At 70.4% G+C, this 25,723-nt stretch carries 27 protein-coding genes; 18 read left to right on the forward strand and 9 right to left on the reverse strand.

The genetic code is table 11. The annotated features are described in order from the left end of the window. The first annotated feature begins 38 nt into the window (after positions 1 to 38). From R0232_RS44655 to R0232_RS44680, 6 genes are all read left to right on the forward strand, one after another. Positions 39 to 845 carry a hydroxypyruvate isomerase family protein gene (locus tag R0232_RS44655; protein ID WP_431513620.1) on the forward strand — a complete coding sequence of 269 codons (807 nt, stop codon included), beginning with the start codon at positions 39 to 41 and terminating at the stop codon, positions 843 to 845. Between the two features lie 29 nt (positions 846 to 874). Further along, positions 875 to 2,218 carry a Rieske 2Fe-2S domain-containing protein gene (locus R0232_RS44660; protein WP_431513621.1) on the forward strand — a complete coding sequence of 448 codons (1,344 nt, stop codon included), beginning with the start codon at positions 875 to 877 and terminating at the stop codon, positions 2,216 to 2,218. 50 nt (positions 2,219 to 2,268) lie between these two features. Continuing rightward, on the forward strand, positions 2,269 to 3,255 hold the full coding sequence (locus tag R0232_RS44665; protein WP_431513622.1) for a Bug family tripartite tricarboxylate transporter substrate binding protein: 987 nt from the start codon (positions 2,269 to 2,271) through the stop codon (positions 3,253 to 3,255). 59 nt (positions 3,256 to 3,314) lie between these two features. After that, complete coding sequence (locus tag R0232_RS44670; protein WP_431513623.1) at positions 3,315 to 4,163, forward strand: fumarylacetoacetate hydrolase family protein; 849 nt, start codon at positions 3,315 to 3,317, stop codon at positions 4,161 to 4,163. Next, the gene (locus R0232_RS44675) at positions 4,160 to 5,116 is read left to right on the forward strand and encodes a PDR/VanB family oxidoreductase (RefSeq protein ID WP_431513624.1); all 957 of its coding nucleotides are present in this window, start codon (positions 4,160 to 4,162) and stop codon (positions 5,114 to 5,116) included. Before R0232_RS44670 ends, R0232_RS44675 begins: the two co-directional genes overlap by 4 nt. Before the next feature lie 84 nt (positions 5,117 to 5,200). Continuing rightward, a complete protein-coding gene (locus tag R0232_RS44680; protein ID WP_431513625.1) occupies positions 5,201 to 6,205 on the forward strand; it encodes a LacI family DNA-binding transcriptional regulator in 1,005 nt (334 codons plus the stop codon). Positions 6,206 to 6,220: 15 nt separating this feature from the next. Here the strand turns inward: R0232_RS44680 and R0232_RS44685 are convergent, their stop codons facing one another. The 3 genes from R0232_RS44685 to gcvA all read right to left on the reverse strand — a co-directional run bounded on the left by R0232_RS44685 (position 6,221) and on the right by gcvA (position 9,094). Further along, positions 6,221 to 7,201, reverse strand: a complete 981-nt coding sequence (locus R0232_RS44685) for a Bug family tripartite tricarboxylate transporter substrate binding protein (protein WP_431513626.1) — start codon at positions 7,199 to 7,201, stop codon at positions 6,221 to 6,223. After that, the gene (locus tag R0232_RS44690) at positions 7,198 to 8,091 is read right to left on the reverse strand and encodes a TauD/TfdA dioxygenase family protein (protein ID WP_431513627.1); all 894 of its coding nucleotides are present in this window, start codon (positions 8,089 to 8,091) and stop codon (positions 7,198 to 7,200) included. Before R0232_RS44690 ends, R0232_RS44685 begins: the two co-directional genes overlap by 4 nt. 106 nt (positions 8,092 to 8,197) lie before the next feature. Then, the gene (gcvA, locus tag R0232_RS44695) at positions 8,198 to 9,094 is read right to left on the reverse strand and encodes a transcriptional regulator GcvA (protein ID WP_431513628.1); all 897 of its coding nucleotides are present in this window, start codon (positions 9,092 to 9,094) and stop codon (positions 8,198 to 8,200) included. A gap of 99 nt (positions 9,095 to 9,193) precedes the next feature. Between gcvA and R0232_RS44700 the strand changes: the two genes are divergently transcribed. From R0232_RS44700 to leuB, 4 genes are read left to right on the forward strand one after another with little or no spacing between them, the layout of a single operon-like run. Then, positions 9,194 to 10,180, forward strand: a complete 987-nt coding sequence (locus R0232_RS44700) for a Bug family tripartite tricarboxylate transporter substrate binding protein (RefSeq protein WP_203207827.1) — start codon at positions 9,194 to 9,196, stop codon at positions 10,178 to 10,180. Between the two features lie 41 nt (positions 10,181 to 10,221). After that, a complete protein-coding gene (gene leuC / locus R0232_RS44705; protein ID WP_431513629.1) occupies positions 10,222 to 11,646 on the forward strand; it encodes a 3-isopropylmalate dehydratase large subunit in 1,425 nt (474 codons plus the stop codon). 33 nt (positions 11,647 to 11,679) lie between these two features. After that, on the forward strand, positions 11,680 to 12,297 hold the full coding sequence (leuD, locus tag R0232_RS44710) for a 3-isopropylmalate dehydratase small subunit (RefSeq protein WP_431513630.1): 618 nt from the start codon (positions 11,680 to 11,682) through the stop codon (positions 12,295 to 12,297). 23 nt (positions 12,298 to 12,320) lie between these two features. Next, the gene (gene leuB / locus R0232_RS44715; RefSeq protein ID WP_208513275.1) at positions 12,321 to 13,394 is read left to right on the forward strand and encodes a 3-isopropylmalate dehydrogenase; all 1,074 of its coding nucleotides are present in this window, start codon (positions 12,321 to 12,323) and stop codon (positions 13,392 to 13,394) included. A 34-nt stretch (positions 13,395 to 13,428) separates the two neighbouring features. On the opposite strand, the gene R0232_RS44720 is transcribed toward leuB, so the two are convergent. Further along, entirely contained in the window at positions 13,429 to 13,650 is a 222-nt protein-coding gene (locus R0232_RS44720) for a hypothetical protein (protein WP_208513274.1), read from the reverse strand. 377 nt (positions 13,651 to 14,027) lie between these two features. Between R0232_RS44720 and R0232_RS44725 the strand changes: the two genes are divergently transcribed. Genes R0232_RS44725 through R0232_RS44750 form a run of 6 tightly spaced genes read left to right on the forward strand, consistent with a single transcriptional unit; the run spans position 14,028 to position 19,619 of the window. Continuing rightward, complete coding sequence (locus R0232_RS44725; RefSeq protein ID WP_431513631.1) at positions 14,028 to 14,873, forward strand: STAS domain-containing protein; 846 nt, start codon at positions 14,028 to 14,030, stop codon at positions 14,871 to 14,873. An 11-nt stretch (positions 14,874 to 14,884) separates the two neighbouring features. Further along, the gene (locus tag R0232_RS44730; protein WP_431513632.1) at positions 14,885 to 15,259 is read left to right on the forward strand and encodes an STAS domain-containing protein; all 375 of its coding nucleotides are present in this window, start codon (positions 14,885 to 14,887) and stop codon (positions 15,257 to 15,259) included. Further along, positions 15,249 to 15,653 (forward strand): anti-sigma regulatory factor, encoded by a 405-nt coding sequence (locus tag R0232_RS44735; RefSeq protein ID WP_093353192.1) that lies wholly within the window; start codon positions 15,249 to 15,251, stop codon positions 15,651 to 15,653. Before R0232_RS44730 ends, R0232_RS44735 begins: the two co-directional genes overlap by 11 nt. Next, positions 15,644 to 16,681 carry an ATP-binding protein gene (locus R0232_RS44740; protein WP_431513633.1) on the forward strand — a complete coding sequence of 346 codons (1,038 nt, stop codon included), beginning with the start codon at positions 15,644 to 15,646 and terminating at the stop codon, positions 16,679 to 16,681. The genes R0232_RS44735 and R0232_RS44740 overlap by 10 nt, the downstream gene beginning before the upstream one ends. Continuing rightward, entirely contained in the window at positions 16,678 to 17,640 is a 963-nt protein-coding gene (locus R0232_RS44745; protein WP_431513634.1) for a sensor histidine kinase, read from the forward strand. Before R0232_RS44740 ends, R0232_RS44745 begins: the two co-directional genes overlap by 4 nt. Further along, on the forward strand, positions 17,637 to 19,619 hold the full coding sequence (locus R0232_RS44750) for a response regulator (protein ID WP_431513635.1): 1,983 nt from the start codon (positions 17,637 to 17,639) through the stop codon (positions 19,617 to 19,619). The genes R0232_RS44745 and R0232_RS44750 overlap by 4 nt, the downstream gene beginning before the upstream one ends. Before the next feature lie 10 nt (positions 19,620 to 19,629). On the opposite strand, the gene R0232_RS44755 is transcribed toward R0232_RS44750, so the two are convergent. From R0232_RS44755 to R0232_RS44775, 5 genes are read right to left on the reverse strand one after another with little or no spacing between them, the layout of a single operon-like run. Then, on the reverse strand, positions 19,630 to 20,661 hold the full coding sequence (locus R0232_RS44755; RefSeq protein ID WP_431513636.1) for a 2Fe-2S iron-sulfur cluster-binding protein: 1,032 nt from the start codon (positions 20,659 to 20,661) through the stop codon (positions 19,630 to 19,632). Next, on the reverse strand, positions 20,658 to 21,635 hold the full coding sequence (locus tag R0232_RS44760) for a PdxA family dehydrogenase (protein ID WP_431513637.1): 978 nt from the start codon (positions 21,633 to 21,635) through the stop codon (positions 20,658 to 20,660). The genes R0232_RS44755 and R0232_RS44760 overlap by 4 nt, the downstream gene beginning before the upstream one ends. Next, positions 21,632 to 22,096, reverse strand: a complete 465-nt coding sequence (locus tag R0232_RS44765; RefSeq protein ID WP_431513638.1) for an aromatic-ring-hydroxylating dioxygenase subunit beta — start codon at positions 22,094 to 22,096, stop codon at positions 21,632 to 21,634. The genes R0232_RS44760 and R0232_RS44765 overlap by 4 nt, the downstream gene beginning before the upstream one ends. 24 nt (positions 22,097 to 22,120) lie before the next feature. Further along, the gene (locus R0232_RS44770; RefSeq protein ID WP_431513639.1) at positions 22,121 to 23,374 is read right to left on the reverse strand and encodes an aromatic ring-hydroxylating dioxygenase subunit alpha; all 1,254 of its coding nucleotides are present in this window, start codon (positions 23,372 to 23,374) and stop codon (positions 22,121 to 22,123) included. A 7-nt stretch (positions 23,375 to 23,381) separates the two neighbouring features. Further along, positions 23,382 to 24,368: a Bug family tripartite tricarboxylate transporter substrate binding protein gene (locus R0232_RS44775; protein ID WP_256222959.1), complete on the reverse strand. Its 987-nt coding sequence runs from the start codon at positions 24,366 to 24,368 to the stop codon at positions 23,382 to 23,384. Positions 24,369 to 24,449: 81 nt separating this feature from the next. Here R0232_RS44775 and R0232_RS44780 point away from each other — a divergent pair, with 81 nt between their 5' ends. Together R0232_RS44780 and R0232_RS44785 are read left to right on the forward strand one after the other, a co-directional pair. Continuing rightward, positions 24,450 to 25,253 carry an IclR family transcriptional regulator domain-containing protein gene (locus R0232_RS44780; RefSeq protein ID WP_431513640.1) on the forward strand — a complete coding sequence of 268 codons (804 nt, stop codon included), beginning with the start codon at positions 24,450 to 24,452 and terminating at the stop codon, positions 25,251 to 25,253. Positions 25,254 to 25,279: 26 nt separating this feature from the next. Next, entirely contained in the window at positions 25,280 to 25,711 is a 432-nt protein-coding gene (locus R0232_RS44785; RefSeq protein WP_177239541.1) for an energy transducer TonB, read from the forward strand. The last annotated feature ends 12 nt before the right edge of the window (positions 25,712 to 25,723 follow it).

Raw genomic sequence — 25,723 nt, forward strand, 5'->3', positions numbered from 1 at the left:
ATGCCCTTCATCCGAGACAAACACGAAGCGATTCCACGATGCTGCGATTCGATCCCAACCTGCGGTGGCTGTTCACCGAATACCCGATGCTCGAGCGTTACGAGGCGGCCGCCAGGGCCGGCTTCCGCGGCGTGGAGGTGGCTTTCCCCTACGAACATCCGGCACGCGAGATCGCGGCCCGGCTCGAGGCCAACGGGCTTGCGCTGGTGCAGATCCTCTCGCCCTTCGACTGGGACGCCGGCGAGCGCGGCTACGCGGCGCTGCCGGGACTCGAGGCGCGCTTCCGGCAGAGCATCCACACCGCGATCGACTATGCGGCGCAGGTTGGCGGTCCGATGATCCACGTGATGCCCGGCAACATCGGGCCGGACATGGACCGCGCCCGCTGCATGGACCTGTTCAAGGAGAACATCGCCTGGGCCGCCGACCAGGCCCGCGCGAGCGGGCTCACGCTGATCCTCGAGCCCTGCTGCCGGGCGCGCTTTCCCGACTTCCTCTATCACCGCATCGAGGAGGGCGTGGCGGTGGTCGAGGCGCTGGGCCGCGGCAACGTGAAGCTGTGCTTCGACACCTTCCACATCCAGACGGAGCAAGGTGCCATCGCCGAACGCCTGAAGGCCGCATGGCCTCACGTCGGGCACATCCAGGTCGGCAGCGTGCCGGGCCGCAACGAACCGGGCACCGGCGAGATCCGTTTCCCCTACCTGTTCGAACTGATCGAGCAGATGGGTTGGGAGGGATGGATCGGCTGCGAGTACGCGCCTTCGGGCCACACGCTCGACACGCTGCAATGGGCCGCCGATCACGGCATCCGCGATCCGCGCACGCCAGCGGCCGCGCACTGAACAACACCACCCACGAGGAGACGACCGCGATGCTCAGCGCCGCCGACAACGACATGCTCACCCGCACCGGGGCCCAGACACCGATGGGCCAGTTCTTCCGCCGCTTCTGGCAGCCCGTGGCGCTGTCGCGCGAACTGCCGGAGCGCGACGGCGCGCCGATGCGCGTGAACATCATGGGCGAGAGGCTGGTGGCCTTCCGCAACAGCGAGGGCGTGGTCGGACTGGTCGACGCGCGCTGCCCGCACCGCGGCGCGGACCTGTACTTCGGGCGCAACGAGAACTGCGCGATCCGCTGCGTGTTCCATGGCTGGCAGTTCGACCTGCAGGGGCGCCCGGTGGAGCTGCCCAACGTGCCGCCCGGCGCGAGCTACCACCAGACGCTGCGGCTCAAGGCCTATCCGACGCGCGAGCACGGCGGCGTGGTCTGGGCCTACATGGGACCCGATCCGTGGGAGCGCGAACTGCCCGAGCTGCCGCAGCTCGAGTTCGCGGCCTTGCCGGAGTCGTACCGCTACGTCACCAAGAAGCTGCAGGAATGCAATTGGGCGCAATCGATCGAGGGCGCGCTCGACACCTCGCACTTCTCGTTCCTGCACATGCCGGCACCGGGCGTGCCCTCGAACGCGAACCCCGATGCGCCGGCCGACGAGAAGCGCCTGCGCTGGATCCGCGAGGACCCGCTGCCGCTGTTCTCGATCCTCGAGCACGAGGTCGGCTTCGTCGTGGGTGGCGCGCGGCGCGCCGACGATGGCGTGCGCTACTGGCGCAGCGCGCAGTTCGCGCTGCCCTCGCACAGCACCACGCCCTCCACGCTGCCCGGCGAGACCCACTTCGGCTACACCTGGGTGCCGATCGACGACGAGAACTGCTGGATCTACACCTATGCGTGGAACCCGGATCGCCCGCTCGGCGAGGAGGAGGTCGCGAAGTTCAAGGAAGGCCATGGCGTGATCGCGGAGGTGGATGCGGACTTCATCCCGATCCGCAACCGCTCCAACGAATACCTGATCGACCGCGTCCACCAGAAGCACATCAGCTTCACCGGCGTGCGCGGCGTGGCCGAGCAGGACGCGATGATCCAGGACAGCCAGGGCCGCATCGCGGATCGCACGCAGGAGCACCTCTCGGCCTCCGATGCCGCCGTGGTGCGCTTTCGCCGCACCGTGCTCACGGGTGCGAAGGCACTGGCGCGCGGCATCGAACCCGAGGCGCCGCTGCGGCACGAGGCCTACCGTCTGCGCTCGGGAAGCTGGTTCGCTTCCGAGGGCGTGTCCTTCGAGCAGGTGATGCTCGAGCGCTTCGGCGACACCGTCGGCCGCATCGCGGCGGCGCCGGGCGCACCGAGCGCCGAGGAGGCCACCAGCGCTCGCTAGCTTTTTTCCGCTTCCCCGTTCCCGACAAGAAATCCTGGAGACAAGACACGATGAACCCGATGAAGAAGTTCCGCTGGCCCGCCGCGCTGGCGTTCGCGGCCTGTGCGCTGGTCGGTGCCGCCACCGTCCATGCGAGCACCTACCCGTCCAAACCCATCAAGCTGATCATTCCCTACGCGGTCGGCGGCTCGACCGACCAGACGGGGCGGCTCATGGCCAAGTCGCTGTCCGAACGGCTCGGGCAGGCCGTGGTGGTCGAGAACCGCGCGGGGGCCGGCGGCACCCTGGGCCAGGACTTCGTGGCCAAGGCGTCGGCCGATGGCTACACGCTGCTGTTCAGCGCCGCGGGTCCGCTCACGGTGACGCCGCACACCTATGCGAAGCTGAGCTACGACCCGGTCAAGTCCTTCGAACCGATCGCGCTGGTGGCCACGCAACCGCTGCTGCTGGCCGTGAAGCCTGGCCTCAAGGCCGACACCGTGGCCGAGTTGATCGCGCAGGCCAAGGCGAACCCCGGCAAGCTGTCGTACGGATCCTTCGGCAACGGCAGTGCCGCGCACCTGGCCGGGGAGTACTTCAAGACGCTGACCGGCGTGGACATGGTGCACGTGCCCTACAAGGGCAGCGGGCCCGCGCTGGTCGACCTGGTGGCGGGGCAGATCGACCTGATGTTCGACGTCTTCAGCACCTCGGCGCCGCTGGTCAAGGCCGGCAAGCTGCGCGCGCTCGCGATCACTTCCACCGAGCGCTCGCCGCAGTTCCCGCAGGTGCCGACCATGCAGCAGGCCGGCGTCGCGGGCTTCGAGGCCGGCACCTGGTTCGGGCTGCTGGCGCCGGCCGGCACGCCGCGGCCCGTCATCGACAAGCTCTCGGCCGCGGTCAACGCGGCGCTCGGCGAGAAGGAGCTGCAGGAGACGCTGGCCTCGCAGGGCGCGAGCGTGCGCGGCGGCACGCCCGAGCAGTTCAGGAGCTACTTCCTGGCCGAGTACGACAAGTGGGGGCGCATCGTGAAGTCGGCCGGCGTCACGGCCGACTGAGCGCGGCCCTTCTTCCGTTTTTCTTCCACCCGCCCCTCGTCAGGGGGCCGCTTTCCGTCATGAAACTTCTGAGCTATTCCCACCAGGGACGGGCGCGCTGGGGCGCGCTCGTCGATGAACGCATCGTCGACCTGCAGGCCGCGTCGCAGGACCGCTGCCCCACGCTGCGCAGCGCGCTCGCCCAACTGGACCTGCCCGCGATCGAGGCCTTGGCCAGGAGTGCCGCCCCCGGCGTCGCGCTCGGTGAGGTGACGCTGCTGCCGGTCGTGCCCGACGCGCCGCGCATCTTCTGCATCGGCCTCAACTACGAGGAGCACCGCGTCGAGGCGCGGCGCGAGAAGACCGGCCAGCCGACCGTGTTCCTGCGCGTGGCGTCCTCCCAGGTCGGCCACGGCCAGCCGATCGTGCTGCCGCGCGAATCCACCTGCCTCGACTACGAGGGCGAGATCGCGATCGTCATCGGCCGCGGTGGCCGACGCATCCGCGAGCAGGATGCCTGGGCACACGTGGCCGGCTATGCGCCCTACAACGATGCCTCGGTGCGCGACTGGCAGGCCCACACCACGCAGTGGACGCCGGGCAAGAACTTTCCCGCCACGGGCGGCTTCGGGCCCTGGATGGTCACGCGCGGCGAGATCGCCGACGGCCAGGAACTGGGTCTGGCCACGCGGCTCAACGGCGAGGTGGTGCAGCAGGCGACGACCGCGCAGCTGATCTTTCCAATGCCCACCCTGATCGCCTACATCTCGACCTTCACCGCGCTCGAGCCGGGCGACGTGATCGTGACCGGCACGCCCGGCGGCGTGGGCTTCAAGCGCCAGCCGCCGCTGTACCTGCGCGCGGGGGACGTGGTGGAGATCGAGGTGGACGGCGTGGGCATCCTGTCGAACGCCGTGCAAGCCGAATGACCGACACGCGGCCGATCGAGGCGCGCATCGCCGCGCGCGCGAGCGTGGCGCCGGACATCTGCGCGCTCGAGATCGAGGCGCGCGACGGCGCGCCGCTGCCGGCCTTCGATGCCGGCGCGCACATCGACGTGCATGTCGGTGGCTTCGTGCGGCAGTACTCGCTGCTCGGCGCGCCGTGCGCGGCGCCCGCGCGCTATCGCATCGCGGTGCTGAAGACCGCCGCCTCGCGCGGCGGCTCCGAAGCAGTGCACGCCCGGCTGCACGCGGGCAGCGCGCTGCGGATCTCGATGCCGAGGAACCTGTTCCCGCTGCAGCCGCAAAGCCCATGGTCGCTGCTCGTCGCGGGCGGCATCGGCATCACGCCGCTGCTGAGCATGGCGGCGGCACTGCATGCGGCCGGCTCGCCATTCGAGCTGCACTACTGCGCGCGCTCGCGCGGCGCCATGGCCTTCGTCGACGAGCTGCTGCGCTCGCCGTTCGCGCACGCAGTGCACTTGCATGCGGACGACGAGGCCGCGTTCGATGCCGCGCGGGTGCTGGCCGGCCGGCCCGCCGACGCGCGGCTCTATGTCTGCGGCCCGCAGGGCTTCATGGACCATGTGCTGCGCACCGCGAAGGCCGCGGGCTGGGACGCGCGCAGGTTGCACCACGAGTCCTTCCAGCCCGTGGCGGCGGCGCAAGGCGATCGCGGCTTCGAGCTGGTCGCGGCGCGCAGCGGCAGGCGCATCGCCGTCGCGGCCGGCGAGACGGCGCTGCAGGCGCTGCGGCGCGAAGGCATCGAGATCGCATCGTCCTGCGAACAAGGGGTCTGCGGAAGCTGCCTCACACCGGTGCTCGAGGGCCGGGTCGAGCACCGCGATGCCTTTCTCACGGCGCAGGAACAGGCGCTGCACGACCAGTTCCTGCCGTGCTGTTCGCGCGCGCTCGGCGAGGTGTTGACGCTCGATCTCTGAGGCCGTTGCGGGGCCCGGCTTCGAGGGGCGGCGCGTCGGCACGCCATCCTAGAATCGCCGCATGGCATCTCCAGCGGCTTCTTCATGATCGGTTCCGGCGGCAAGCCCACCAGCAGGGACGTCGCGCGGCTCGCGGGGGTGTCGCAGGCGACGGTGTCGCGCGTGCTGCAGAACTCGCCGCTGGTGCAGCCGGCCACGCGCCAGGCGGTGCTCGATGCGATCGCGCAATCGGGCTACGCGCCCAACGCGGCCGCGCGCTGGATGCGCACCAAGCGCACCGGCATCATCGCGCTGGTGGTCGCGAATCTCGCGGTCAATCCGCTCTATCCGGCGATGCTGCAGCTGCTCTCGGCCGCGTTGCGCAAGCGCGGCCTCTCGGCCTCGGTCTACGAGGAAGAAGACTTCAGCGACGCGACCATGCGCGTGATGGTCGAGAGCGGCGTAGACGGCGTCATCACCACCACGGCCACCGAGGCCTCGCTGCCGCTGCTCGAGCGCATCGCGCAGAAGGTGCCGCTGGTGCTGCTGCATCGCACGGTGGGCTCCGATGCCTTCGACCAGTTCTCGAGCGACAACCGCGCGAGCGGCGCCTCGACCGCGGGCTTCTTCGTGGACCACGGGCGCACGCGGATCGGCCTGATCTCGGGCCACGACCTGCCGAGCACCTTGCGCGAGCGCGAGCAGGGCTTCGTCGAGGAGCTCGCGCGGCGCGGCGTCGCGCCGAGCCCGGGCGCGGTCGCGCGGGTGCCGAAGTTCTCCTATGCCGCGGGGCAGGAGGCTGCGCGCGCGATCCTGCAGGCGGGCCGCGTCGATGCGATCTTCGGCGTCAACGACATCGTGGCGATCGGCGCGCTCGACGGCGTGCGCTCGCAGGGGCTCGCGGTGCCGCGCGACGTCTGGGTGGTGGGCCACGACGACGTGCCGATGGCTGCCTGGGACAGCATCGCGCTCACGACGGTCTCGCAGTCGCGTGAGGCGATGGTGGAGGCCGCGGTCGCGCGGCTGTGCGCGCGGCTCGACAACCAGCAGATGGAGCCGGCGCGCGTGGTGCTGCCGCACGCGTTCATCGTGCGGGGCACGGCCGGCTGATCGACGCCTCGCGGCTCAGTCCAACGTGATGTTGTTCTCGTGGGCGACCTTGCCCCACTTCGCGACCTCGTTCTTCAGGTAGCTCGCAAACTCCTCGGGCGTCGAGCCGACGATGTCGGCACCCATCGAGGTGAGCTTGGCGGCCGTCTCCGGCTGCTTGAGGATCTTCACGATCTCGGTGTTGAGCCGCGCGACGATCTCGGGCGGCAGGTTGGCCGGCCCCATCACGCCGCCCCACGAGTTGGCCTCGAAGTTCGGGATGCCGCCTTCGGCCACCGTGGGCACGGAGCCCAGCGCCGACGAGCGCTTGGCACCGGTCACCGCGATCGGCTTGAGCAGGCCGCTCTTGATCTGCGACATGCCGCCGATCACGGTCGGGAAGATCACGCTCACGTTGCCCGCGATGGTGTCCTGCAGGCCGGGCGCATCGCCCTTGTAGGGCACGTGGACCATCTTGAAGCCCGCCATCGACTTCATCATCTCGCCCGCGAGATGGTTGGCCGATCCGTTGCCGGCCGAGGCATAGGTCAGCTTGTCGGGATGGGCCTTGGCATAGGCGATCAGCTCCTTCATCGAGTTCACCGGCATCGACGGCTGCACCAGCACCACCAGCGGCACCACCGAGGTCAGCGTGATCGGCGTGAAGTCCTTGATCGCGTCGTAGGGCAGCTTGCGGTAGACGGCCGGGTTGATCGCGTTGGGTCCGAGGTTGGCCATCAGGATGGTGTAGCCGTCGGGCGCCGACTTGGCGACGTACTCGAGCGCGATCAGGCCGTTGGCACCGGGCCGGTTCTCGACCACGAAGGCCTGGCCCAGCGCCTCGGTGAGCTTCACGCTGAGCAGGCGCGCGGTCACGTCGGAGGCGCCGCCGGGCGGGTAGGGCACCACGAAGCGCACGGGCTGCTTCGATGGCCAGGCCTGGGCCAGCGCGGCGGCCGACACCACGAGCGAGGCCACGCACAGGCTCGCGGCGCGCAACAGGGAACGGGCCTTCATGCGGCCACCGTCGCGGTCGAGGCCGCGGACAGCGGCAGGTCCAGCGTCGTCGTGCGCCGCAGCTCGCGCCGGTACTTCTTGTCGTCGAAGGGCCGCGCGCGGTGCATGGTGGTGCGGTTGTCCCAGATCACGAAGTCGTGCACCCGCCATTCGTGGCGGTAGATGAACTGCGGCTGCGTCGCGTGCTCGCTGAGGTCGCGCAGGATCAGCCGGCCCTCGGGCACGGCCATGTCGACGATGTGCGAGGCATGCGAGGCGAGGTAGAGCGAGCGCCGCCCGGTGCGCGGCAGGGTGCGCGCCAGCGGATGCACCGCGCCCTTGAGCCGCTGCTTCTCTTCCTCGGAGAACTCGAAGCCCATGATCTGGCGCGAGTAGGCGATCGAATGGAAGACCTGCAGCCCTTCGATGGCGGCCTTGGTCGCGTCGTCGAGCGCGTCGTAGGCCGCGCGCATGTCGGCGAACTCGGTGTCGGCCCGCACGGGCGGCACCACGCGCGCCGACAGCATCGAGTAGCGGCCGGGCGGGTTCTCGAACGAGGCGTCGGTGTGCCACAGCCGGTTGCTGATGGTGCTCATGCGCAGGCGGTGGTCGGCCGGCAGGATCTGGCCGTCGGCGCCGACGTTGGAGATGTCGGTCAGGGCCTCGTTGCCGAAGCGGTTCTTGGCGAGCACGGCGACCGAGGTCTTGCTGTGCAGCGTGCCGTCGAAGCGCTCGGCGAAGGCGAGCTGCTCCTCGTTCTCGAGCGGCTGGTCGCGAAAGACCAGCACCGCGTGCTCGTCCATGCCGGCGCGCAGCTGCGCGAGCGTGTCGGGGTCGGTCAGGGTGCGCAGGCTGATGCCGGTCACCTCGGCGCCCAGCACCGAAGGGAGTTTCTGGATGTGCAGTGTCATGGTGGAGTCGTCTTTGGGTACGTATTCATGAATACGTAGTCATTTTTGGCCGCATGGCCGCGACGGCGCATCGGGGAAAGCCCGCGGCCCGGTCGAAACCCCGGGTTCAGCCTTCGGCGGCCGCCACTTCCTCGGCCATCCAGTGCTCGAAGTCGCGCACCCGCTGCGGCACCGGCCGGTCGGCGCGCCAGGCCATGAAGTAGCCGCCCTCGGTCGGCAGCCGCAGCGCGAGCGGCGCCACCAGCCGGCCGCTCGCGAGGTCGTCGCGCACGAAGGCCAGCAGGCCCATCATCACGCCCAGCCCCTCGGCCGCGGCCTGGTAGGCCATGGCGGCGTTCTCGAACTTGAGGCCGCGATGGATGTCGAGACCGCTCAGCCCCGCGGCCTCGAGCCAGGCCGGCCAGTCCTGTGGCCGGTTCAGCGAGCTCAGCAGCGCGTGCTGCGCGAGGTCGGCCGGCTGCGCGAGCGGCGGGTCGCGTTGCAGCAGCACCGGCGCGCACACCGGCAGCAGCGTCTCGCGGAACAGCAGCCGGTAGCCCGGGCCCTCGGGCGGGCTGGGCTCGGAATGGATGCTCACGTCCACGTCGTCGCGCTCGAAATCGGTCGGCTTGTGCGAGGTGGTGATCTGCACGTCGATGCGCGGATGCTTGGCATGGAAGCGCGCCAGCCGCGGAATCAGCCAGCGGATCGCGAAGGTGGGCGGGAGCTTGATGCGCAGCAGCCACTCGTCGGGGCTCTGCTGCAGCTGCCGCGTGCCGAGCTCGATCTGGTCGAAGGCCACCCGCATGCTCGCGTGGTAGCTCTGGCCCGCGGGCGTGAGCCGGATGCCATGGCGGCCGCGCTCGAACAGCTGCACCTCGAGCCAGGCCTCGAGCGTGGCGATGTGGCGGCTCACCGCGCCCTGGGTCACGCAGAGCTCGTGCGCGGCGCGCGTGAAGTTGCCGCAGCGCGCGGCGGCCTCGAAGGCGCGCAGGGCATTGAGCGGCGGCAGGCGGCGTGTCATGGGGTCTGACTTTAGCTCATGCCTGCATGCGTTAATTGTGATTGCCGCGCCTCCCTCTGCAGGCCTAGGATTCGGCCACTACAAGACAGGAGACGCGCAATGATGAAGAAACTGCATGCCTGCACGATGGCCGCGGTACTGTTCGCGGGCTTCGGCCCCGCGCTGGCGCCGGCCCAGGACGCGGCCGCCAACTACCCCAGCCAGCCGATCAAGCTCATGGTGCCCTGGCCCGCGGGCGGCGGCGTCGACACCACGGCACGCATCGTGTCCGACATGCTGGGCCACCGACTCGGCCATCCCTTCGTGATCGACAACCGCGCGGGCGCCGGCGGCAACATCGGCACCGAGCTCGCGGCGCGGCAGAAGCCCGATGGCTACAACCTGCTGATGTCCTCGATCAGCCCGAACGCGGTCAACGCCAGCCTCTACAGCAAGCTCGGTTTCGATCCGGTCAAGGACTTCGAGCCGGTGATCTACGTGTCGGCGGTGCCGAACATTTTGGTGGTGCCCGGCGACTCGCCGTTCAAGACCGCCAAGGACGTGATCGACGCCGCGCGCGCCAACCCCGGCAAGCTCAACTACGCCTCGGGCGGCATCGGCTCCTCGCAGCACCTGGCGGCGGTGCAGTTCGCCAGCGCGGCCAAGATCGACATCGTTCACGTGCCCTACAAGGGGACGGCGCCGGCCGAGGCCGACCTCGCGGCGGGCCATGTCTCGCTGATGCTCGACACCACCACCTGCCTGCCCTTCGTCGCCAGCGGCAAGATGCGCGCGCTCGCGGTGGCCTCGAAGAAGCGCAACCCCGCGCTGCCCGACGTGCCCACCTTCGACGAGGTGGGGCTGTCCGGTGTCTATGCTTCCTCTTGGTACGGCCTGTCGGCGCCGGCCGGCACGCCCAAGGCCATCATCGCCAAGCTCAATGCCGAGGCCAACGCGGTGCTCAAGTCGCCCGAGTTCCAGAAGCGCATGCTGGCCTTCGGCGCCGAGGTCGGCGGCGGCACGCCCGAGGAGTACGGCCGCTTCATGGCCAGCGAGACCAAGCGCTATGCCGAGATCGTGCGCATCTCGGGCGTGAAGCTCGATTGAACGCCGGCCCTTTCCCTTCTTCCCACGCTCCCGACGATTCCATGTCCGCTTCCCCCGCTCCCCGCACCCTGTTCGACAAGATCTGGGAGCCGCATGTCGTGATGCAGCGCGACGACGGCCAGAGCCTGCTGTACGTCGACCGCCACCTGGTGCAGGACGGCTCCGCGCCGGCCTTCGAAATGCTGCGCCAGCGGCAGCTGCCGGTGCGCCGGCCCGAGCGCGCCTTCGCCACGCCCGACCACTACGTGCCCACCGGTTCGCGCGTGCTGGCCGACATCGCCGATGCCGAGAAGCGCGCGATGGCGCAGGCGCTGCACGACGACAGCGCGGCCGCGGGCATCCGCTTCTTCGGGCTCGACGACATCCGCCAGGGCATCGTGCACGTGGTCGGTCCCGAGCAAGGCCTGAGCCTGCCGGGCAGCGTGATCGTCTGCGGCGACAGCCACACGGCCACGCACGGCGCGCTCGGCGCGCTGGCCTTCGGCATCGGCGCCTCGGAAGTGGCGCACGTGCTGGCCACGCAGACGCTGTGGCAGCGCAAGCCGCGCACGCTGCGCGTGACCATCGATGGCCGGCTCGGCGCAGGCGTGTCGGCCAAGGACATCATCCTGGCCGTGATCGCGCGCATCGGCGCCGCCGGTGGCACCGGCCACGTGATCGAGTACGCGGGCGAGGCGATCCGCGCGCTCTCGATGGCGGGCCGCATGACGGTGTGCAACATGTCGATCGAGGCCGGCGCGCGCGCGGGCATGGTCGCGCCCGACGACACCACCTTCGAATGGCTGGCCGGCCGGCCCGAGGCGCCGCGCGGCGCGGCCTGGGATGCGGCACTGGCCACCTGGCGCCGGCTGCCGAGCGACGAGGGCGCGGCCTTCGACGGCGAAGTGCGGCTTTCGGCCGCCGACATCGCCCCCATGGTCACCTGGGGCAACAGCCCCGAGGACGCACTGCCGATCACCGGCCGCGTGCCCGATCCCGCGCAGGCGACCAGCGCCGAACGGCGCGAGGCGATGCGGCGCACGCTGGACTACATGGGCCTGGCACCGGGCCAGGCGCTGACCGACCTCGCGGTCGACCGCGTCTTCATCGGCTCGTGCACCAACGGCCGCATCGAGGACATGCGCAGCGCCGCCGAGGTGGTGCGCGGCCGGCGCGTGGCCGCGGGCGTGGAAGCCTGGGTCGTGCCCGGCTCGGGGCTCGTGAAGCAGCAGGCCGAGGCCGAGGGTCTCGATGCGGTGTTCCGCGACGCCGGCCTGCAATGGCGCCATGCCGGTTGCTCGATGTGCCTGGGCACCAATGGCGACCAGGTGGCCGCGGGCCAGCGCTGCGCCTCGACCTCGAACCGCAACTTCGTCGGCCGCCAGGGGCCGGGCTCGCGCACCCACCTGATGAGCCCCGCAATGGCCGCGGCCGCCGCCATCACCGGCCGGCTGACCGACGTGCGCGCCATCCCGCCGGCGCGCTGAAGCGCCGCAGCCACGAAACCACGCCCCGAACCCATGGAAGCCTTCATCTCCCTCGACGCGGTCGCCGCGCCGCTCGCGCGCATCAATGTCGACACCGACCAGATCGTGCCCGCGCTCTACCTGCAGAAGCCGCGCTCGGACGACTTCGGCGACTACCTGTTCCACGACGTGCGCCACGATGCCGCGGGCGCGCGCCGCGGCGACTTCGTGCTCAACGATCCCGTGTACGCGCAGGCGCGCATCCTCGTGGCGGGCCGCAACTTCGGCTGCGGCTCCTCGCGCGAGCATGCGGTGTGGGCGCTGCACGACGGCGGCTTTCGCACCGTGATCGCACCGAGCTTCGGCGACATCTTCTTCTCGAACGCGCTCAAGAACGGCCTGCTGCCCGTACGCCTGCCCGAGGACACGGTGCAGTCGATGCTGGCCGAACTCGCCGCAGCGCCCGGCGCGCGCCTGCGCGTGGACCTGCGCGCGCAGACCGTCACGCGGCCCGGCGGCGAGGTCGAGTCCTTCGCCATCGATCCCTTCGCGCGGCACTGCCTGCTCGAGGGCCTCGACGAGATCGACTACACGCTGACCCAGCGCGCGCGCATCGAGGACTTCGAGCGGCGCCGCGCCGCCGATGCCGCGCTGTCCCATTCCTCCCTCTGACCCGCTAGAAAAGGTTCCCAGACATGAAGATCGCAGTGATGCCGGGCGACGGCATTGGCCCCGAGGTGACCGCCCAGGCATTGAAGGTGCTGAAGGCCGTGGTGGGCACGGCCCAGCCACTGGAACTCGCGCATGCCGCAATCGGCCAGGCCGGCATCGACAGCGCGGGCGACCCGCTGCCCGCGGCCACCAGCGAGATCGCGCGCAAAGCCGACGCCATCCTGTTCGGCTCGGCCGGCATGCCCGGCGACGAAGCCATTCCGTTCATGATGCGGCCCGGCGCGAGCCTGCTGCGCCTGCGCAAGGAGCTGGGCCTGTTCGCGAACTTCAGGCCGGCCTTCCTGTTCCCCGAGCTGATCGGCGCCTCCACGCTCAAGCCCGAGGTGATCGAGGGGCTCGACATCCTGATCCTGCGCGAGCTCACGGGCGACGTCTATTTCGGCGAGCCGCGCGGCAGCGGCGTCAATGCCGCGGGCGAGCGCGAGGCCTTCAACACCATGCGCTATTCCGAGCCCGAGGTCGAGCGCATCGCGCACGTGGCCTTCCGCACGGCGCGCGCGCGCAAGGGCCGGCTGTGCTCGGTCGACAAGGCCAACGTGCTCGAGGTGATGCAGCTGTGGCGCGAGGTGGTCACGCGCGTGGGTGCCGAGTATCCCGACGTGGAGCTCACGCACCTGTTCGTCGATGCGGCGGCGATGCAGCTGATGCGCGCGCCCAAGCAGTTCGACGTGATCGTCACCGGCAACATCTTCGGCGACATCCTGTCCGACGCGGCCGCGATGCTCACGGGCTCGATCGGCATGCTGCCCTCGGCCTCGATGGCGGCCGGCAGCTTCGGCCTGTACGAGCCGGTTCACGGCACCGCGCCCGACATCGCCGGGCGCAACCTCGCGAACCCGCTGGCCGCGATCCTGTCGATGGCGATGATGCTGCGCTTCTCTTTCGGCCAGGCGGCCCATGCCGATCGCGTGGAGCAGGCGGTGCGCCGCGTGCTGGCCGATGGCCTGCGCACCGGCGACATCTACCAGGCCGGCAGCACGCGCGTGGGCACCGAGGAAATGGGCGACGCGGTGGTCGCGGCCCTGGGAAAGAACTGAAGGAACCCGATGGAGGGCAGGGCGAAAGCCCTGCCTACCAAAGCTTCCACCAGCGCGGTGGCGGCTTGCGAAGTTCGAGCGGCCGGGTGTCGAGCTCCAGGCCCGCCACCGGCATCGAGGGCAGGTGCCGGCGCAGCGTGCGCTCCAGTTCATGCGCCATGCCGCGCGCCCGCGCGTCGCCGCGCAGGGCGCGACGGCGCCATTCCGCAGCCTCTGCGGCCAGTGCATCCATGTCCATGTTGCTGATCTCCACCATGGCGCGATTGTCCCGCGCCGGCGCGCCGCGCATGTAGGCGCAAGCAGTACGTCGGCGTACGAATGGATACGCAGCGCGGCCTGCATCCCACATCCAGGCAACAAGAAATCCGCCGCTATGTCAAAAGACATTGCGCGCCGCCGCGAATCCGGGCCAAGTCGAAGTCCCGGTCCGCCGATCCCGAGCGTGGGACACGGCCTACGCCAAGACGCGGCATCGCTTGACCGACGCCGCGTCTCTCGCGCGCTGGGCCGGGGGATACGATCCCGAATGCGAAACCAAATACTCAAAGAGGGACGGGAGTCACCGCGTGCATGATCGATGCACACGGCGATCGGTGGTGGGACCGGGAACCGTACGAATACCGAGAGGAATCCATGAAGAACGACCATGAAGCGCTGCGCGCGACGCTGCGCGAGGAAGAGAACGACATCATCGAGGGCTGGCTGAACGAAGCCGGGGTGAACGAGCCGGGCGCGCGCCGCGCGGCCAGGGCCGAGGGCGCCGAGCTGCTGCGCCAGCTCGACGGCGTGCTGGCCGCGGGCGGCGATGCCGAGCGTTTCGAGGCGGCCGAATGGGCACCGTTGCGCGACACGCTGGCCAACCTCTCGCGCACGCGTGCGGCCAAGGGCGAATCGGCCGGCGACACCAGCCTGTTCGTGCTGGCGCTCAAGAAGCCGCTGTTCGCTGCGCTGCAGCGCCGGCTGGCGAAGGATTCCGCCGGCATGGCCTCGGCGCTGTGGGCGCTGTCGGCCGCGGTCGACAAGCTGGCGCAGCACACGGTCACCACCTTCCAGCAGGCGCGCGAGGACATCATCCGCCGCCAGCAGGAAGAGCTGCTCGAACTCTCGACCCCGGTCGTGAAGCTGTGGGAAGGCGTGCTGGCCGTGCCGATGATCGGCGTGCTCGACAGCGGCCGCACGCAGATGGTGATGGAGGCGCTGCTGCAGCGCATCGTCGAGACCGGCTCCGGCATCGCGATCATCGACATCACGGGCGTGCCCACGGTCGACACCCTGGTGGCCCAGCATCTGCTCAAGACCGTGACCGCGATCCGCCTGATGGGCGCCGACTGCATCATCAGCGGCATCCGGCCGCAGATCGCCCAGACCATCGTGCACCTGGGCATCGACCTGCAGGGCGTGCAGACCAAGGCCACGCTGGCCGACGCGCTCTCGCTGGCGCTCAAGCAGGCGGGTTGGCGCATCGAGCGCGCGGCCTGAGCGGAGTCGCCATGGACCGCATTCCCATCCTGCGCATGGGCGACATCCTGCTGGTGACCATCCAGGTCGACATGCAGGACCAGACCGCGCTGCAGCTGCAGGACGACCTGGCCGGCCAGATCTCCAGGACCGGCGCCTCGGGCGTGATGATCGACATCTCCGCGCTCGAGATCGTCGACTCCTTCGTCGGCCGCATGCTGACCAGCATCTCGGGCATCGCCCGCATCCTGTCGGCCACCACGGTGGTGGTCGGCATGCAGCCGGCGGTGGCGATCACGCTGGTCGAGCTCGGGCTGTCGCTCGATGGCGTGAAGACGGCGCTCAACGTCGAGCGCGGCATGGAGATGCTGCGCCGCGCGCGCCTGGAGAACGCTCTTGGCCGCTGACCCCACGGGCACGCTGCCGCTGCTGTCCGAGCAGAACATCGTGGCCAGCCGCCAGATGGTGCGCGCGCTGTGCCAGGAGCTCAAGCTGTCGCTGGTCGACCAGACCAAGATGATCACGGCCGCCAGCGAGCTGTCGCGCAACGCGCTGATCCACGGCGGTGGCGGGCGCATGCGCTGGGAGTTCGTCGAGCGCAACGGCCGGCGCGGCCTGCTGCTGCACTTCGAGGACGAGGGCCGCGGCATCGAGGACATCGCGCTGGCGTTGACCGACGGCTGGACCAGCGGCACCGGCATGGGCCTGGGGCTGCCGGGCAGCAAGCGGCTGGTGAACGACTTCGAGATCGAATCGGCGCCCGGCGTCGGCACGCGCGTGAGCATCACCAAGTGGAAGTGATCGCGGGCTGGACCCACAAGGCGTTTCCGATCGACGATGCCAGCCGCATCGGCGAGGCGCGGCGGCATGCGGCGCAGGCCGTGGCCGAGATGGCCTGGAACGAGGTCGACGCGGGCCGGGTCGCGCTGGTGGTCACCGAACTCGGCACCAACCTGCTGCGGCATGCGCGCAAGGGCCGTCTGCTGATCGCCGCGCGGCCGCAGATGCACGAGCTCGAGATCGTCTCGATCGACCAGGGACCGGGCATCGAGAACCTCGCGCTGTCGATGCAGGACGGCCACTCCTCGGGCAACACGCCCGGCACCGGCCTCGGCGCGGTGCGGCGGCTGGCCGACGCGTTCGACATCCATTCCTCCGTGCCCGAAGGCACGGTCTGCGTGGCGCGCGTGCGCGAGGCGCGCGGTCGCGGCGCGGGCGAGGCACCGGGCGCGCAGCGGCTGCATATCGGCGCGCTGTGCCTGCCGGCGCCGTTCGAATCCGTCAGCGGCGATGCCTGGGCCGCCACGGTCTCGGACGAGGGCGATGCGTTCTGCGTGCTGCTCGCCGACGGATTGGGCCATGGGCCCGAGGCGGCCAAGGCGGGGCAGGCCGCGGCCGAGGCTTTCGCCGAGACGCCGCAGCGCGACCTGCGCGACACGCTGCAGCAGATCCACCAGCGGCTGCAGACCACGCGCGGCGCGGCCGTGTGCGTGCTGAGCCTCGACACGGAAAGCGGGCGCATCGCCTGGTCCGGCGCCGGCAACATCATCGGGCGCGTGCTCTCGGGCACCTTCGACAAGTCCATCGTGACCCAGCACGGCACCGCCGGCATGCAGATCCGCAAGCCAGAGACTGCCACGCTGGAGCTGCCGCCGCATGCGCTGGTGGTGCTGCACAGCGACGGCATCGAGACGCGCTGGCATGCCGACCGCGTCCGGGGGCTGCTGCAAAAGGATCCGACGCTGGTGGCCGCCGTGCTTTTGCGCGACCATACGCGTCACCGCGACGATGCGACGGTCGTGGTTCTGCGGCGAAAGGAATGGCGATGAGCAGCAGCGAACCCGACACCGCGTACGACACCGACGCCTCGGCGCTCGTGCGTCAGTTGGCCGAGAGTCGGCAGGAGGGCGCCGACCTGCGCGCCGAACTCGAGGAGACCAACCGCGGCGTGGTGGCGCTCTATGCCGAACTCGATGCGCAGGCCGAGCAGCTCAAGAAGGCCACCGAGCTCAAGAGCCGCTTCCTGGCCTACATGAGCCACGAATTCCGCACGCCGATCAGCGCGATCCGCAGCATCACGCGCATCCTCAGCGACCGCATGGACGGCCCGCTCACGGCCGAGCAGGAGAAGCAGGTCGGCTTCGTCGAGACCATGGCCTCGGAACTCGCCGAGATGGTCGACGACCTGCTCGACCTGGCCAAGATCGAGGCCGGCCGGGTGGAGATCTCGCCGGCCTGGTTCGAGATGGTCGACCTGTTCTCGGCGCTGCGCGGCATGTTCCGCCCGGTGCTGCGCAACCCGGCCACCGCGCTGATCTTCGAGGAGCCCGAGGGGCTGCCCAAGCTCTACACCGACGACCGCAAGCTGTCGCAGATCCTGCGCAACTTCATCTCGAACGCGCTCAAGTTCACGCCCGAGGGCGAGGTGCGCGTGACCGCGATGCGCGTGGGCGACGACCGCGTGCGCTTCTCGGTGGCCGACACCGGCATCGGCATCGCGCCCGAGCACCATGCGGCCGTCTTCGACGACTACTCGCAGGTCGATTCGCCGGTGCAGAAGCGGCTGCGCGGCACCGGCCTCGGGCTGTCGCTGAGCAAGCAGCTCGCCACGCTGCTCGGCGGCCACGTCGAGCTCGAGAGCGCGCTCGGCGAGGGATCGACTTTCTCGGTCACGCTGCCGGTGCAGCTGCGGCGCCAGCCCGGCACCGAAGCGCAGGGCGGCGAGGACGGTTGGGGCTGGAACGGACAGGGCGGCGCCGGGAACGAACAACACGCGGGGCAGGCATGAACATCGACCCCGTCATCAACATCACCATCGACCGTTCGCAGCACACGGTGCTGGTGGTCGACGACAACCCCACCACCCGCTACGCCACCGCGCGCGTGGTGCGCGCGGCCGGCTTCCATACCCAGGAGGCGGGCACCGGCGGCGAGGCCGTGCGGCTGGCGCCGAAGAACATCTCGGCCGTGGTGCTCGACGTGCACCTGCCCGACTTCAGCGGCTTCGAGGTCTGCCAGCAACTGCGCCAGCGGCCCGAGACATCGACGCTGCCGGTGGTGCACCTGTCGGCGACCTTCGTGCGCAACGAGCACAAGGTGGCCGGCCTCAATGCGGGCGCCGATGCCTACCTGGTGCACCCGGTCGAGCCGCCGGTGCTGATCGCCACCTTGCAGGCGCTGATCCGCGCGCGGCTGGCCGAGGAGCGGCAGCGCGCGAGCGAGGCGCGCTTTCGTGCCATCTACGACCAGGCGCCGCTGGGCTTCGCGCTGGTCGACGCCCTGGGGCGCTTCGCCGACGTCAATCCCGCGATGGTCGGCATGCTGGGCCGGCCGCGCGAGACGCTGATCGGCCAGGCGGTCAGCGCGTTCGCGCCGCCCGACTGGACCGCGTTCGTGCACGACCACACCGTCGAGAACGACGACCCGCTGCAGCCCCTGGCGACCTGGACCGGCGAGTTCCCGCTGCTGCGCCAGGACGGCCGCTGGACCCGCCTCGAATGGACCATGTCCACGGCGATCGAGCCGGGCCTGCGCGTAGGCATCGCGCTCGACGTGTCCGAGCGCTTCGAGCTCGAGACGCGCCGGCGCGAGGTGCTCGAGCGCGAACAGGCGGCGCGCGCCTCGGCCGAGCGCCTGAGCCGCACCAAGGACGACTTCGTGGCCGTGCTCTCGCACGAGCTGCGCAACCCGCTCAACGCCATCGGCGGCTGGGTGCATCTGCTGAAGGTCGGCAACCGCGCGCCCGAGCAGATGGAGAAGGGCCTCAACGCCATCGACCGCAGCGTGAAGGCGCAGGCGCGGCTGATCTCCGACATCCTCGACGTCTCGCGCATCAGCTCGGGCAAGCTGCGGCTGCACCGCGAATGGGTGGACCCGGCCGCGCTGGTGACCGCCTCGATCGAGGCCTCGAATGCGGCCGTGGCCGCGAAGAAGCTGCTCATCCACTTCAACCAGGAAGGCGCTGAGCAGGCCGCCTGGCTCGACGGCACGCGCTTCCAGCAGATCGTGTGGAACCTGCTGTCGAACGCCATCAAGTTCTCGGACGAGGGCGGCCGCATCGTGGTCGACCTGGTGCGCAACGGCGACCGGCTCCACCTGTCGGTGCAGGATTTCGGCCGCGGCATCGCGAGCGACTTCGTGCCGCACCTGTTCGACCGCTTCTCGCAGAGCGACTCGCCCGACAACCGTTTCCACGGCGGGCTCGGCCTCGGGCTGTCGATCGTCAAGAACCTCGCCGAGCTGCATGGCGGGCAGGTCTCGGCGCACAGCGAGGGCGAGGGCAAGGGCGCCACCTTGCGCGTGTCGCTCGGCGTGGTGCCCGATGGCGACGGCGGGATCATCCTGCTCGATGCGCGCCAGCCGTCCGCCGATTCGCCGTCGGACCACCTGCTCGCGGGGCTCGAGGTGCTGGTGGTCGAGGACAACGCGGACGCCAGCGAGATCCTGGCCGTGGTGCTGTCCGACGCGGGCGCGCTGGTGCGCATCGCGCCCGACGTGGACGTGGCACTGCAGCTGCTCGACCAGAAGTGGCCCGACGTGCTGGTGAGCGACATCGGCCTGCCGGGCCGCGATGGCTACGACCTGATCCGCGAACTGCGGCTGCTCCAGGTCGAGCACGGCAAGCCGCGGGTCTTCGCGATCGCGCACACGGCCTTCACCCGGCCGCAGGACCATGGCAAGGCGACCGAGGCCGGCTTCGACGTGCACCTGGGCAAGCCGCTGCAGCCGCATGCGCTGATCAGACTGATCAACCAGCGCCCCGGCTGAGCGCGGCCTCCTAGGCCGCCGGGCCCTCCACGAACACATCGGAATGGAAGTCGGCGGCATCGAGGCCGCAGCGCGCGAGCGCGGCCTCGCGCACCGCCGCCACCATCGCGGGCGAACCGCAGCAGTACAACGCGTGCCCGCGCAGGTCGGGGCAGGCCCGCACCAGGGCCTCGTCGGCCCGGCCGCGGACCTGCTCGGCGCCCAGGCTGTCATCCGCCGTGGCGTCTTCGTCGCTCAACGCCGCGATGAAACGCAGCGAAGGCCACTGCCGCTGCCAGCGCGCGATCGCGGCGGGCAGATAGATGTCCTGCGCCCGGCGCGCGCCCCAGAGCAGCGTGATCGGCCGGTCGACGCGGCGTTTCATCAGGTCGTCGAGGATGGACTTGACCGGCGCGAAGCCCGTGCCGCCGACCACGAAGACCAGCGGGCCGGTATCGTCGCTTTTACCGGCCAGTGAGAACGCGCCGAACGGCAGCTCCACCTCGAGCAGATCGCCGTTCGCGAGCTGCGGCACGCGCGCGCTGAAGGCGCCGCCGGGTACGTGGCGCACATGCAGCGACAGCGTGTCGCTCTCGTGCGGCGGATTGGCCATCGAGTAGCAGCGCGTGCTGCCGTCGTCGAGCTTCAACTGCAGGTATTGGCCGGCCTGGAAGCGCGCGCGCTGGCCCGCGGGCAGCCGAAGCTGCAGCAGCGAGACGTCGGGCGCCGCGAGCTGGTGGCGGAACACCTTGGCCGCGAAGCGCTTGCGCGCCGCGGGATCGACGCGCCGCCACGAGACCGGTCGGATCTCGAGCGCCGGACTCGCGGCCGTGCACATGCAGAACAGCACCTGGCCCGGCCCGCAGGTCTCGTTGACCATCGCGCCGCGGCCCGTGGGCGCGACCTCGCCGTGCGCGACCGTGCCCGCGCAGTTGCCGCACACGCCCTTGCGGCACGAGTGGGGCAGCTCGATGCCGGCGCGCAATGCGGCGTCGAGCACGGTCTCGCCCTCGTTGCCGTCGAAGGCCAGGTTGCTGTCGGCGATGGCGATGCGGTGGCTCATGGCACGACCTCGCCGGGCACGGTCGGCAGGCCCGACAACAGCGCGATGGTGCGCAGCACGGCCTCGGGGCTCGCGATGCCGCGGCCCGCGATGTCCATCGCGCTGCCATGGCCCACGCTCGACAGCAGCGCGTCGGCGCCGATGCTCAGGGCGCTCGCGGATCGCGGCGCCAGCAGCTTGACGGGGATGTGGCCCTGGTCGTGGAACATCGCCACGTAGAGGTCGTGCGCGCGATCGGCGAGCAGCAGGTCGGCGCCCACGGGGCCGTCCACGCGCAGGCCCTCGGCACGCGCGGCCTCGACCGCCGGGGCGACGACGGCCGCATCCTCGGGCCCGAACAACCCGCCCTCGGACGCATGCGGGTTGATGCCGAACACGCCGATCGAAGGCCGAGCCACGCCGAGCGTCGCGCAGGCCCGCGCGCCGGCACGGATCGCCTCGGCCACCAGCGCGGGCGTCATGCGCTCGAGCGCGGTGCGCACGCTCTCGTGCAGCGTCGCATGCACGATGCGCAACCCGCCGCCCACGAGCATCAGGAACACGCGGTCCTCGGCCATGTCGCAGACGCGCGCCACCAGCGAGGGATAGCCGCTGAAGGCGATGCCGGCGCGGTGGATCGCGGTCTCGTGATGCGGGCAGGCGACCACCGCATCGACCTCGCCGCGCCGGCAGGCCTGCAGCGCGGCCGTGGCCGAGGCGACCGCGGAGGCGCCTGCTGCGGCGTCGATGAGTCCGGCTTGCGATTCGAGGTCGCCGGTGGCGATCAGTGCTGCATCGCGCAGCAGCGCATCGAGGCCGAGCTGTGCCGCCGTGCGTTCGAACACGTTGGCCGGTCCGTACAGAACGATGCGCCCACGGTCTTCGCGCGGCAGCGCGGCCAATGCCTTCAGCGCGATCTCGGGCCCGATGCCGTTGGGATCGCCCGCCGTGAGCGCGAGCCGGCGCGGCGTTTCAAGAGAAGACTCGGCGTTCACAGCGGCAGCGCGAGCAGGGTATCGGTCACCGTGCTGTCGCACACGGCCACGCGCGACTGCAGCAGCAGGCGGCCCTCGCGGCGCACGAAGCGGTCCTCGTAGCTGCCGGTGGCGAACATCTCGGTCTGTCCCGTGGCCATGATGCGCGCCACCATGAAGGGCGTGCGCGCGCGCGCCGTGTCGCCCTCGACCTCGAGCAGCAGCGGCATGCCCAGCAGGTGGCGGTAGTGCTGGCGCTCGTAGATGTTGGCCTCGCGCAGCGCGGCGATGCGGTCCTCGAGCATCGCGCGCGAGTCGGCGTAGACGATGCCCGCGGGCAGTCCCTCGCGCTCGTTCTCGACGTGGGTGATGCGGTAGTGGCAGTCCTCGGCGAAGAAGTCGGGCCAGCGCTCGAGCGCATCGCTGTCGATGGCATCGGCATAGGCCGCGTTGAAGGCGCACAGCGCCAGCAGGTCGATCATGGGTGTTCTTTCCTCGTCGGGTGCTCAAGCGCCCATGTGCTGTCGATAGGCTTTCCAGAAGCCGCGCACCGAGGCCTCGGTAGCGCGTCCCTCGCTTGAGACGGCACCGTCGCCGCCCATCTCGACGATGGCCTCGTGGTCGGCCGCGCCCGCGATGCCGCGCTGCACGAAGCCGCCGACCGCGCCGTCCTCCATCGAGATGAAGCCCGCGGGCCCGACCAGGTTCGACTGCTTGAGCCGCACGCGGCGCTGCTCGGGCGTGTCGTCGGCGTAGCCGATGTAGGTCCAGTTGAGCTCGGTGCGCGCGCTGCCCTTGGGCAGCACCTGGCGCACCGCGAGGCAGTTCTGGATCTGCTGCAGCACGAAGCCCGGGAACACCGAGAGGATCTGCAAGGTCACGCCGTCGTCGTACTCCTTGAAGCCCGCGAGCACGCTCGGGTCCTTCAGGCGGTAGCGGTCGTTGTCGGAGCGCAGCGCCTGTTCCTTGTACGAGGCGTCCTTTTCCGCGGCCGCGTCGATCATCGAGTAGCTCACGTGGTGACCGCCGCTCTCGTCGACGATCACGCCGCCCTTCTGCGACAGGCGGTTGAGCTCGAAGGTGGTGAAGAACAGGTGCAGCAGGCTCGCGTGGTAGCTGTCCTTCACGTTCTCGACGTAGAGCTTCCAGTTGTTGGGCAGCGCCTGCGTGAAGCGGCCGATCACCTCCACCGGCTTGTGCAGCACGCGCTCGATGCGCGCGCAGATCTCGTCGCCGAGGTACTCTTCGATCGAGGGCACGTCCTCCGAGAAGCTGCCGAACACCAGCCCGCAGAAGCGCGCGATGCGCAGCTTGCGCGGCCCGTGCGCCTCCTTGCAGAAGCTCGCGGGCATGCCGCCCTGGCCCTTCACGCCCTTCTCGAAGGCCACGCCCGTCAGGTCGCCCTGGCGGTTGTAGCTCCAGGCGTGGTAGACGCACTGGAAGTTCTCGCTGCGGCCCGACTTCTCGAGCGCGATCAGCGCGCCGCGGTGCGCGCAGCGGTTCTCGAAGGCATAGATCTCGTCGTCGTCGTCGCGCACCACCACCACCGGCGTTTCGCCCGCGAAGGTGGTGCGGTAGCTGCCGCCCTCGGGCAGCTCGGCCTCGAGGCACAGGTAGTTCCAGGTCTGGCCGCGGAAGATGCGCGCCTGTTCGTCGGCGGCCAGTTGCGCGTCGCTGTAGACGCCGAAGGGGATGCGCGTGAGGCCGGGCCCGGACCAGTGGATCGGCTGCGCGGGCGCGGTGGATGAAGCGATGGACATGGCGGGCTTACTCGAGGGTGACGTTGGCGCTCTGGATGACCTTGTGCCACTTGGCGGACTCGGCCTGGATGAACTGGCCGGTGCGGGCGCTGTCCCAGCCGCGCGGCTCGGCGCCCTGCTCGGCGAACTTCTGCTTCACGTCGGGCAGCGCGAGCGCGGTGGCGATGGCCTTCTGCGTCGAGGCCACGATCGGTGCCGGCGTGCCCGGCGGCGCGACCACCGCGAACCAGGTCACGGCATTCATCGCGGGCAGCTTCTGCTCGGCGAAGGTCGGCGCCTCGGGCAGCGCGGGGCTGCGGTGCTCGTCGGCCACCGCGAGGATGCGGACCTTGCCGGTGCGCGCGAACTGAAGCGAGGAGGAGATGTTGTCGAAGAACACGTCGACCTGGCCGCCGATCAGGTCCACCAGCGCGGGCGCCGTGCCCTTGTACGGCACGTGCGTCATCTCGGTGCCCGTGAGCTGCATGAACAGGCTGGCCGTGAGGTGCGAGGTGGTGCCGTTGCCCTGCGAGGCGAAGCTCACCTTGCCGGGGTTGGCCTTGAGGTAGGCGATGAACTCGGCCACGTTGTGCACCGGCAGCTTCGGGTTCACCACCAGCACGTTGGGCACCGTCGCAAGTACCGTCACCGGCACCCAGCGCGTGGGATCGAAGCCCAGCTTCTTGTAGAGGTGCTGGTTGATCGCGATCGGCGCGGGCGGCGAGGCCAGCAGGGTCTTGCCGTCGGGCTCGGCGCGGTAGACCACGTCGGCGCCGATGTTGCCGCCGGCGCCCGTGCGGTTCTCGATCACCAGGCCACCGGGGAACTGGTCGCGCAGCTTGTCGGCCACCACGCGCGGCAGGATGTCGGCGGTGCCGCCGGCGGGGAAGGGCACGATCATGCGCGCGACCTTCTCGTTGGCGGTCTGCGCCTGCGCGGCGGGCAGCAGCGTGGGCAGCATCAGCGCGGCCAGGGCCGCCAGGCCGAGCGTGCGCGCGGCGAGTCTGTGGAACATCGTGTGTCTCCGTCTTGTTCGTGCATCGAGGGGTTTTCAGTGTCCTTGCGAGCCGGTGGCCGGACAAGCTAGATTTGCGCTATGCGCAAAAACGAAACCACCGCCCCGGGCGAGGACGAGGCCGTCCCAGACAAGAACTTCGTCGCTTCGCTCGAGAAGGGGCTGGCCGTGCTGACCTGCTTCGGCCGCCAGCACAGCCGGCTCAACGTGTCGGAGGTCGCGCGGCTCACGATGAGCACGCCGGCCTCGGCGCGGCGCTCGCTGCTGACTCTGCGCGCGCTCGGCTACCTCGACAGCGACGGCAAGCGCTTCTGGCTGCTGCCGAAGGCGCTGCTGGTGGCGCATGCCTATCTGGCGTCGCGGCCCGAGCCTTCGGTGGCGCAGCCGCTGCTCGACGCGCTGTCGGAGCGCACGCGCGAGTCGGCCTCGCTCGCGCTGCTGCAGGACGACGACGCGATCATCATTGCGCGCTCCACCGCGCGGCGCAGCCTCAGCACCGGCCTGGGCATCGGCTCGCGCCTGCCGGCCTACTGCGCGGCGCTGGGCCGCGTGCTGCTCGCGAGCCTGCCGCCCGAGGAGGCCGAGCGCCGCATCCGCGCCATGCCGCGCCCGCGGCTCTCGCCGCGCACCGTCACCGACGCGGCCGAGGTGCTGGCCATCGTCGCGCGCTGCCGGCGCGAGGGCTACGCCAGCAACGACGGCGAACTCGAACTCGGCGTGCGCTCCATGGCCGTGCCGGTGCGCGATCGCGCGCAGCAGGTGGTGGCGGCGATGAGCATCGCGGTGCGAACAGAGCGCATGACGCTGGCGGAGTTTCGCGAGGCCTTTTTGCCGGCGCTGCAGAAGGCGAGTGCGAGCCTGAGTGCGCGCCTCTATCCGGGATGATGCGAAGCCGCCGCCACGACATGGCGATGCAGAATGCCCCCGTCGCCAGCGACCACAACCACGACAACAGCCTCATGAACCTGTGTTCCTCTTTCGCTCGCACCCTTCTCGCGGGCGCGACCCTCGCCCTGCTGGCCGCCTGTGCCGCGAATCCACCCGCGGACCCCGGCGAATGGAAACCCAACCCGCCCAATCCCAATGCGCCGTATCCCGCCGAGTCGCGCACGAATGGCGAGCAGGGCATGGTGATGCTGCGCGTGCGCACCACGCCGGCGGGCAAGCCGGCCGCGATCGAGGTGCAGAAATCGAGCGGCTATCCGCGCCTGGACCGCTCGGCGGTCGAGACGGTGTGGAAGTGGCAGTTCAAGCCCACGCCCGACGACGGCACCGTGGTCTGGCGCGAGGTGCCGATCCGCTTCTTCATCACCTCGCTGCCGCAGCAACAAAGGCTCGACTGAAAGCGCCGCCGC

It is taken from the genome of Variovorax sp. DAIF25, from assembly GCF_050711835.1.
Classification (GTDB): Bacteria; Pseudomonadota; Gammaproteobacteria; order Burkholderiales; family Burkholderiaceae_C; genus Variovorax.

What these genes read in the sequence shown, in the direction of transcription:
- R0232_RS44655 (WP_431513620.1), top strand. Translation starts at nt 39, where the DNA reads ATGCTGCGATTCGATCCCAACCTGCGGTGGCTGTTCACCGAATACCCG.
- R0232_RS44660 (WP_431513621.1), top strand. Translation starts at nt 875, where the DNA reads ATGCTCAGCGCCGCCGACAACGACATGCTCACCCGCACCGGGGCCCAG.
- R0232_RS44665 (WP_431513622.1), top strand. Translation starts at nt 2,269, where the DNA reads ATGAACCCGATGAAGAAGTTCCGCTGGCCCGCCGCGCTGGCGTTCGCG.
- R0232_RS44670 (WP_431513623.1), top strand. Translation starts at nt 3,315, where the DNA reads ATGAAACTTCTGAGCTATTCCCACCAGGGACGGGCGCGCTGGGGCGCG.
- R0232_RS44675 (WP_431513624.1), top strand. Translation starts at nt 4,160, where the DNA reads ATGACCGACACGCGGCCGATCGAGGCGCGCATCGCCGCGCGCGCGAGC.
- R0232_RS44680 (WP_431513625.1), top strand. Translation starts at nt 5,201, where the DNA reads ATGATCGGTTCCGGCGGCAAGCCCACCAGCAGGGACGTCGCGCGGCTC.
- R0232_RS44685 (WP_431513626.1), bottom strand. Translation starts at nt 7,201, where the DNA reads ATGAAGGCCCGTTCCCTGTTGCGCGCCGCGAGCCTGTGCGTGGCCTCG.
- R0232_RS44690 (WP_431513627.1), bottom strand. Translation starts at nt 8,091, where the DNA reads ATGACACTGCACATCCAGAAACTCCCTTCGGTGCTGGGCGCCGAGGTG.
- gcvA (WP_431513628.1), bottom strand. Translation starts at nt 9,094, where the DNA reads ATGACACGCCGCCTGCCGCCGCTCAATGCCCTGCGCGCCTTCGAGGCC.
- R0232_RS44700 (WP_203207827.1), top strand. Translation starts at nt 9,194, where the DNA reads ATGATGAAGAAACTGCATGCCTGCACGATGGCCGCGGTACTGTTCGCG.
- leuC (WP_431513629.1), top strand. Translation starts at nt 10,222, where the DNA reads ATGTCCGCTTCCCCCGCTCCCCGCACCCTGTTCGACAAGATCTGGGAG.
- leuD (WP_431513630.1), top strand. Translation starts at nt 11,680, where the DNA reads ATGGAAGCCTTCATCTCCCTCGACGCGGTCGCCGCGCCGCTCGCGCGC.
- leuB (WP_208513275.1), top strand. Translation starts at nt 12,321, where the DNA reads ATGAAGATCGCAGTGATGCCGGGCGACGGCATTGGCCCCGAGGTGACC.
- R0232_RS44720 (WP_208513274.1), bottom strand. Translation starts at nt 13,650, where the DNA reads ATGGTGGAGATCAGCAACATGGACATGGATGCACTGGCCGCAGAGGCT.
- R0232_RS44725 (WP_431513631.1), top strand. Translation starts at nt 14,028, where the DNA reads ATGAAGAACGACCATGAAGCGCTGCGCGCGACGCTGCGCGAGGAAGAG.
- R0232_RS44730 (WP_431513632.1), top strand. Translation starts at nt 14,885, where the DNA reads ATGGACCGCATTCCCATCCTGCGCATGGGCGACATCCTGCTGGTGACC.
- R0232_RS44745 (WP_431513634.1), top strand. Translation starts at nt 16,678, where the DNA reads ATGAGCAGCAGCGAACCCGACACCGCGTACGACACCGACGCCTCGGCG.
- R0232_RS44750 (WP_431513635.1), top strand. Translation starts at nt 17,637, where the DNA reads ATGAACATCGACCCCGTCATCAACATCACCATCGACCGTTCGCAGCAC.
- R0232_RS44755 (WP_431513636.1), bottom strand. Translation starts at nt 20,661, where the DNA reads ATGAGCCACCGCATCGCCATCGCCGACAGCAACCTGGCCTTCGACGGC.
- R0232_RS44765 (WP_431513638.1), bottom strand. Translation starts at nt 22,096, where the DNA reads ATGATCGACCTGCTGGCGCTGTGCGCCTTCAACGCGGCCTATGCCGAT.
- R0232_RS44770 (WP_431513639.1), bottom strand. Translation starts at nt 23,374, where the DNA reads ATGTCCATCGCTTCATCCACCGCGCCCGCGCAGCCGATCCACTGGTCC.
- R0232_RS44775 (WP_256222959.1), bottom strand. Translation starts at nt 24,368, where the DNA reads ATGTTCCACAGACTCGCCGCGCGCACGCTCGGCCTGGCGGCCCTGGCC.
- R0232_RS44780 (WP_431513640.1), top strand. Translation starts at nt 24,450, where the DNA reads ATGCGCAAAAACGAAACCACCGCCCCGGGCGAGGACGAGGCCGTCCCA.
- R0232_RS44785 (WP_177239541.1), top strand. Translation starts at nt 25,280, where the DNA reads ATGCAGAATGCCCCCGTCGCCAGCGACCACAACCACGACAACAGCCTC.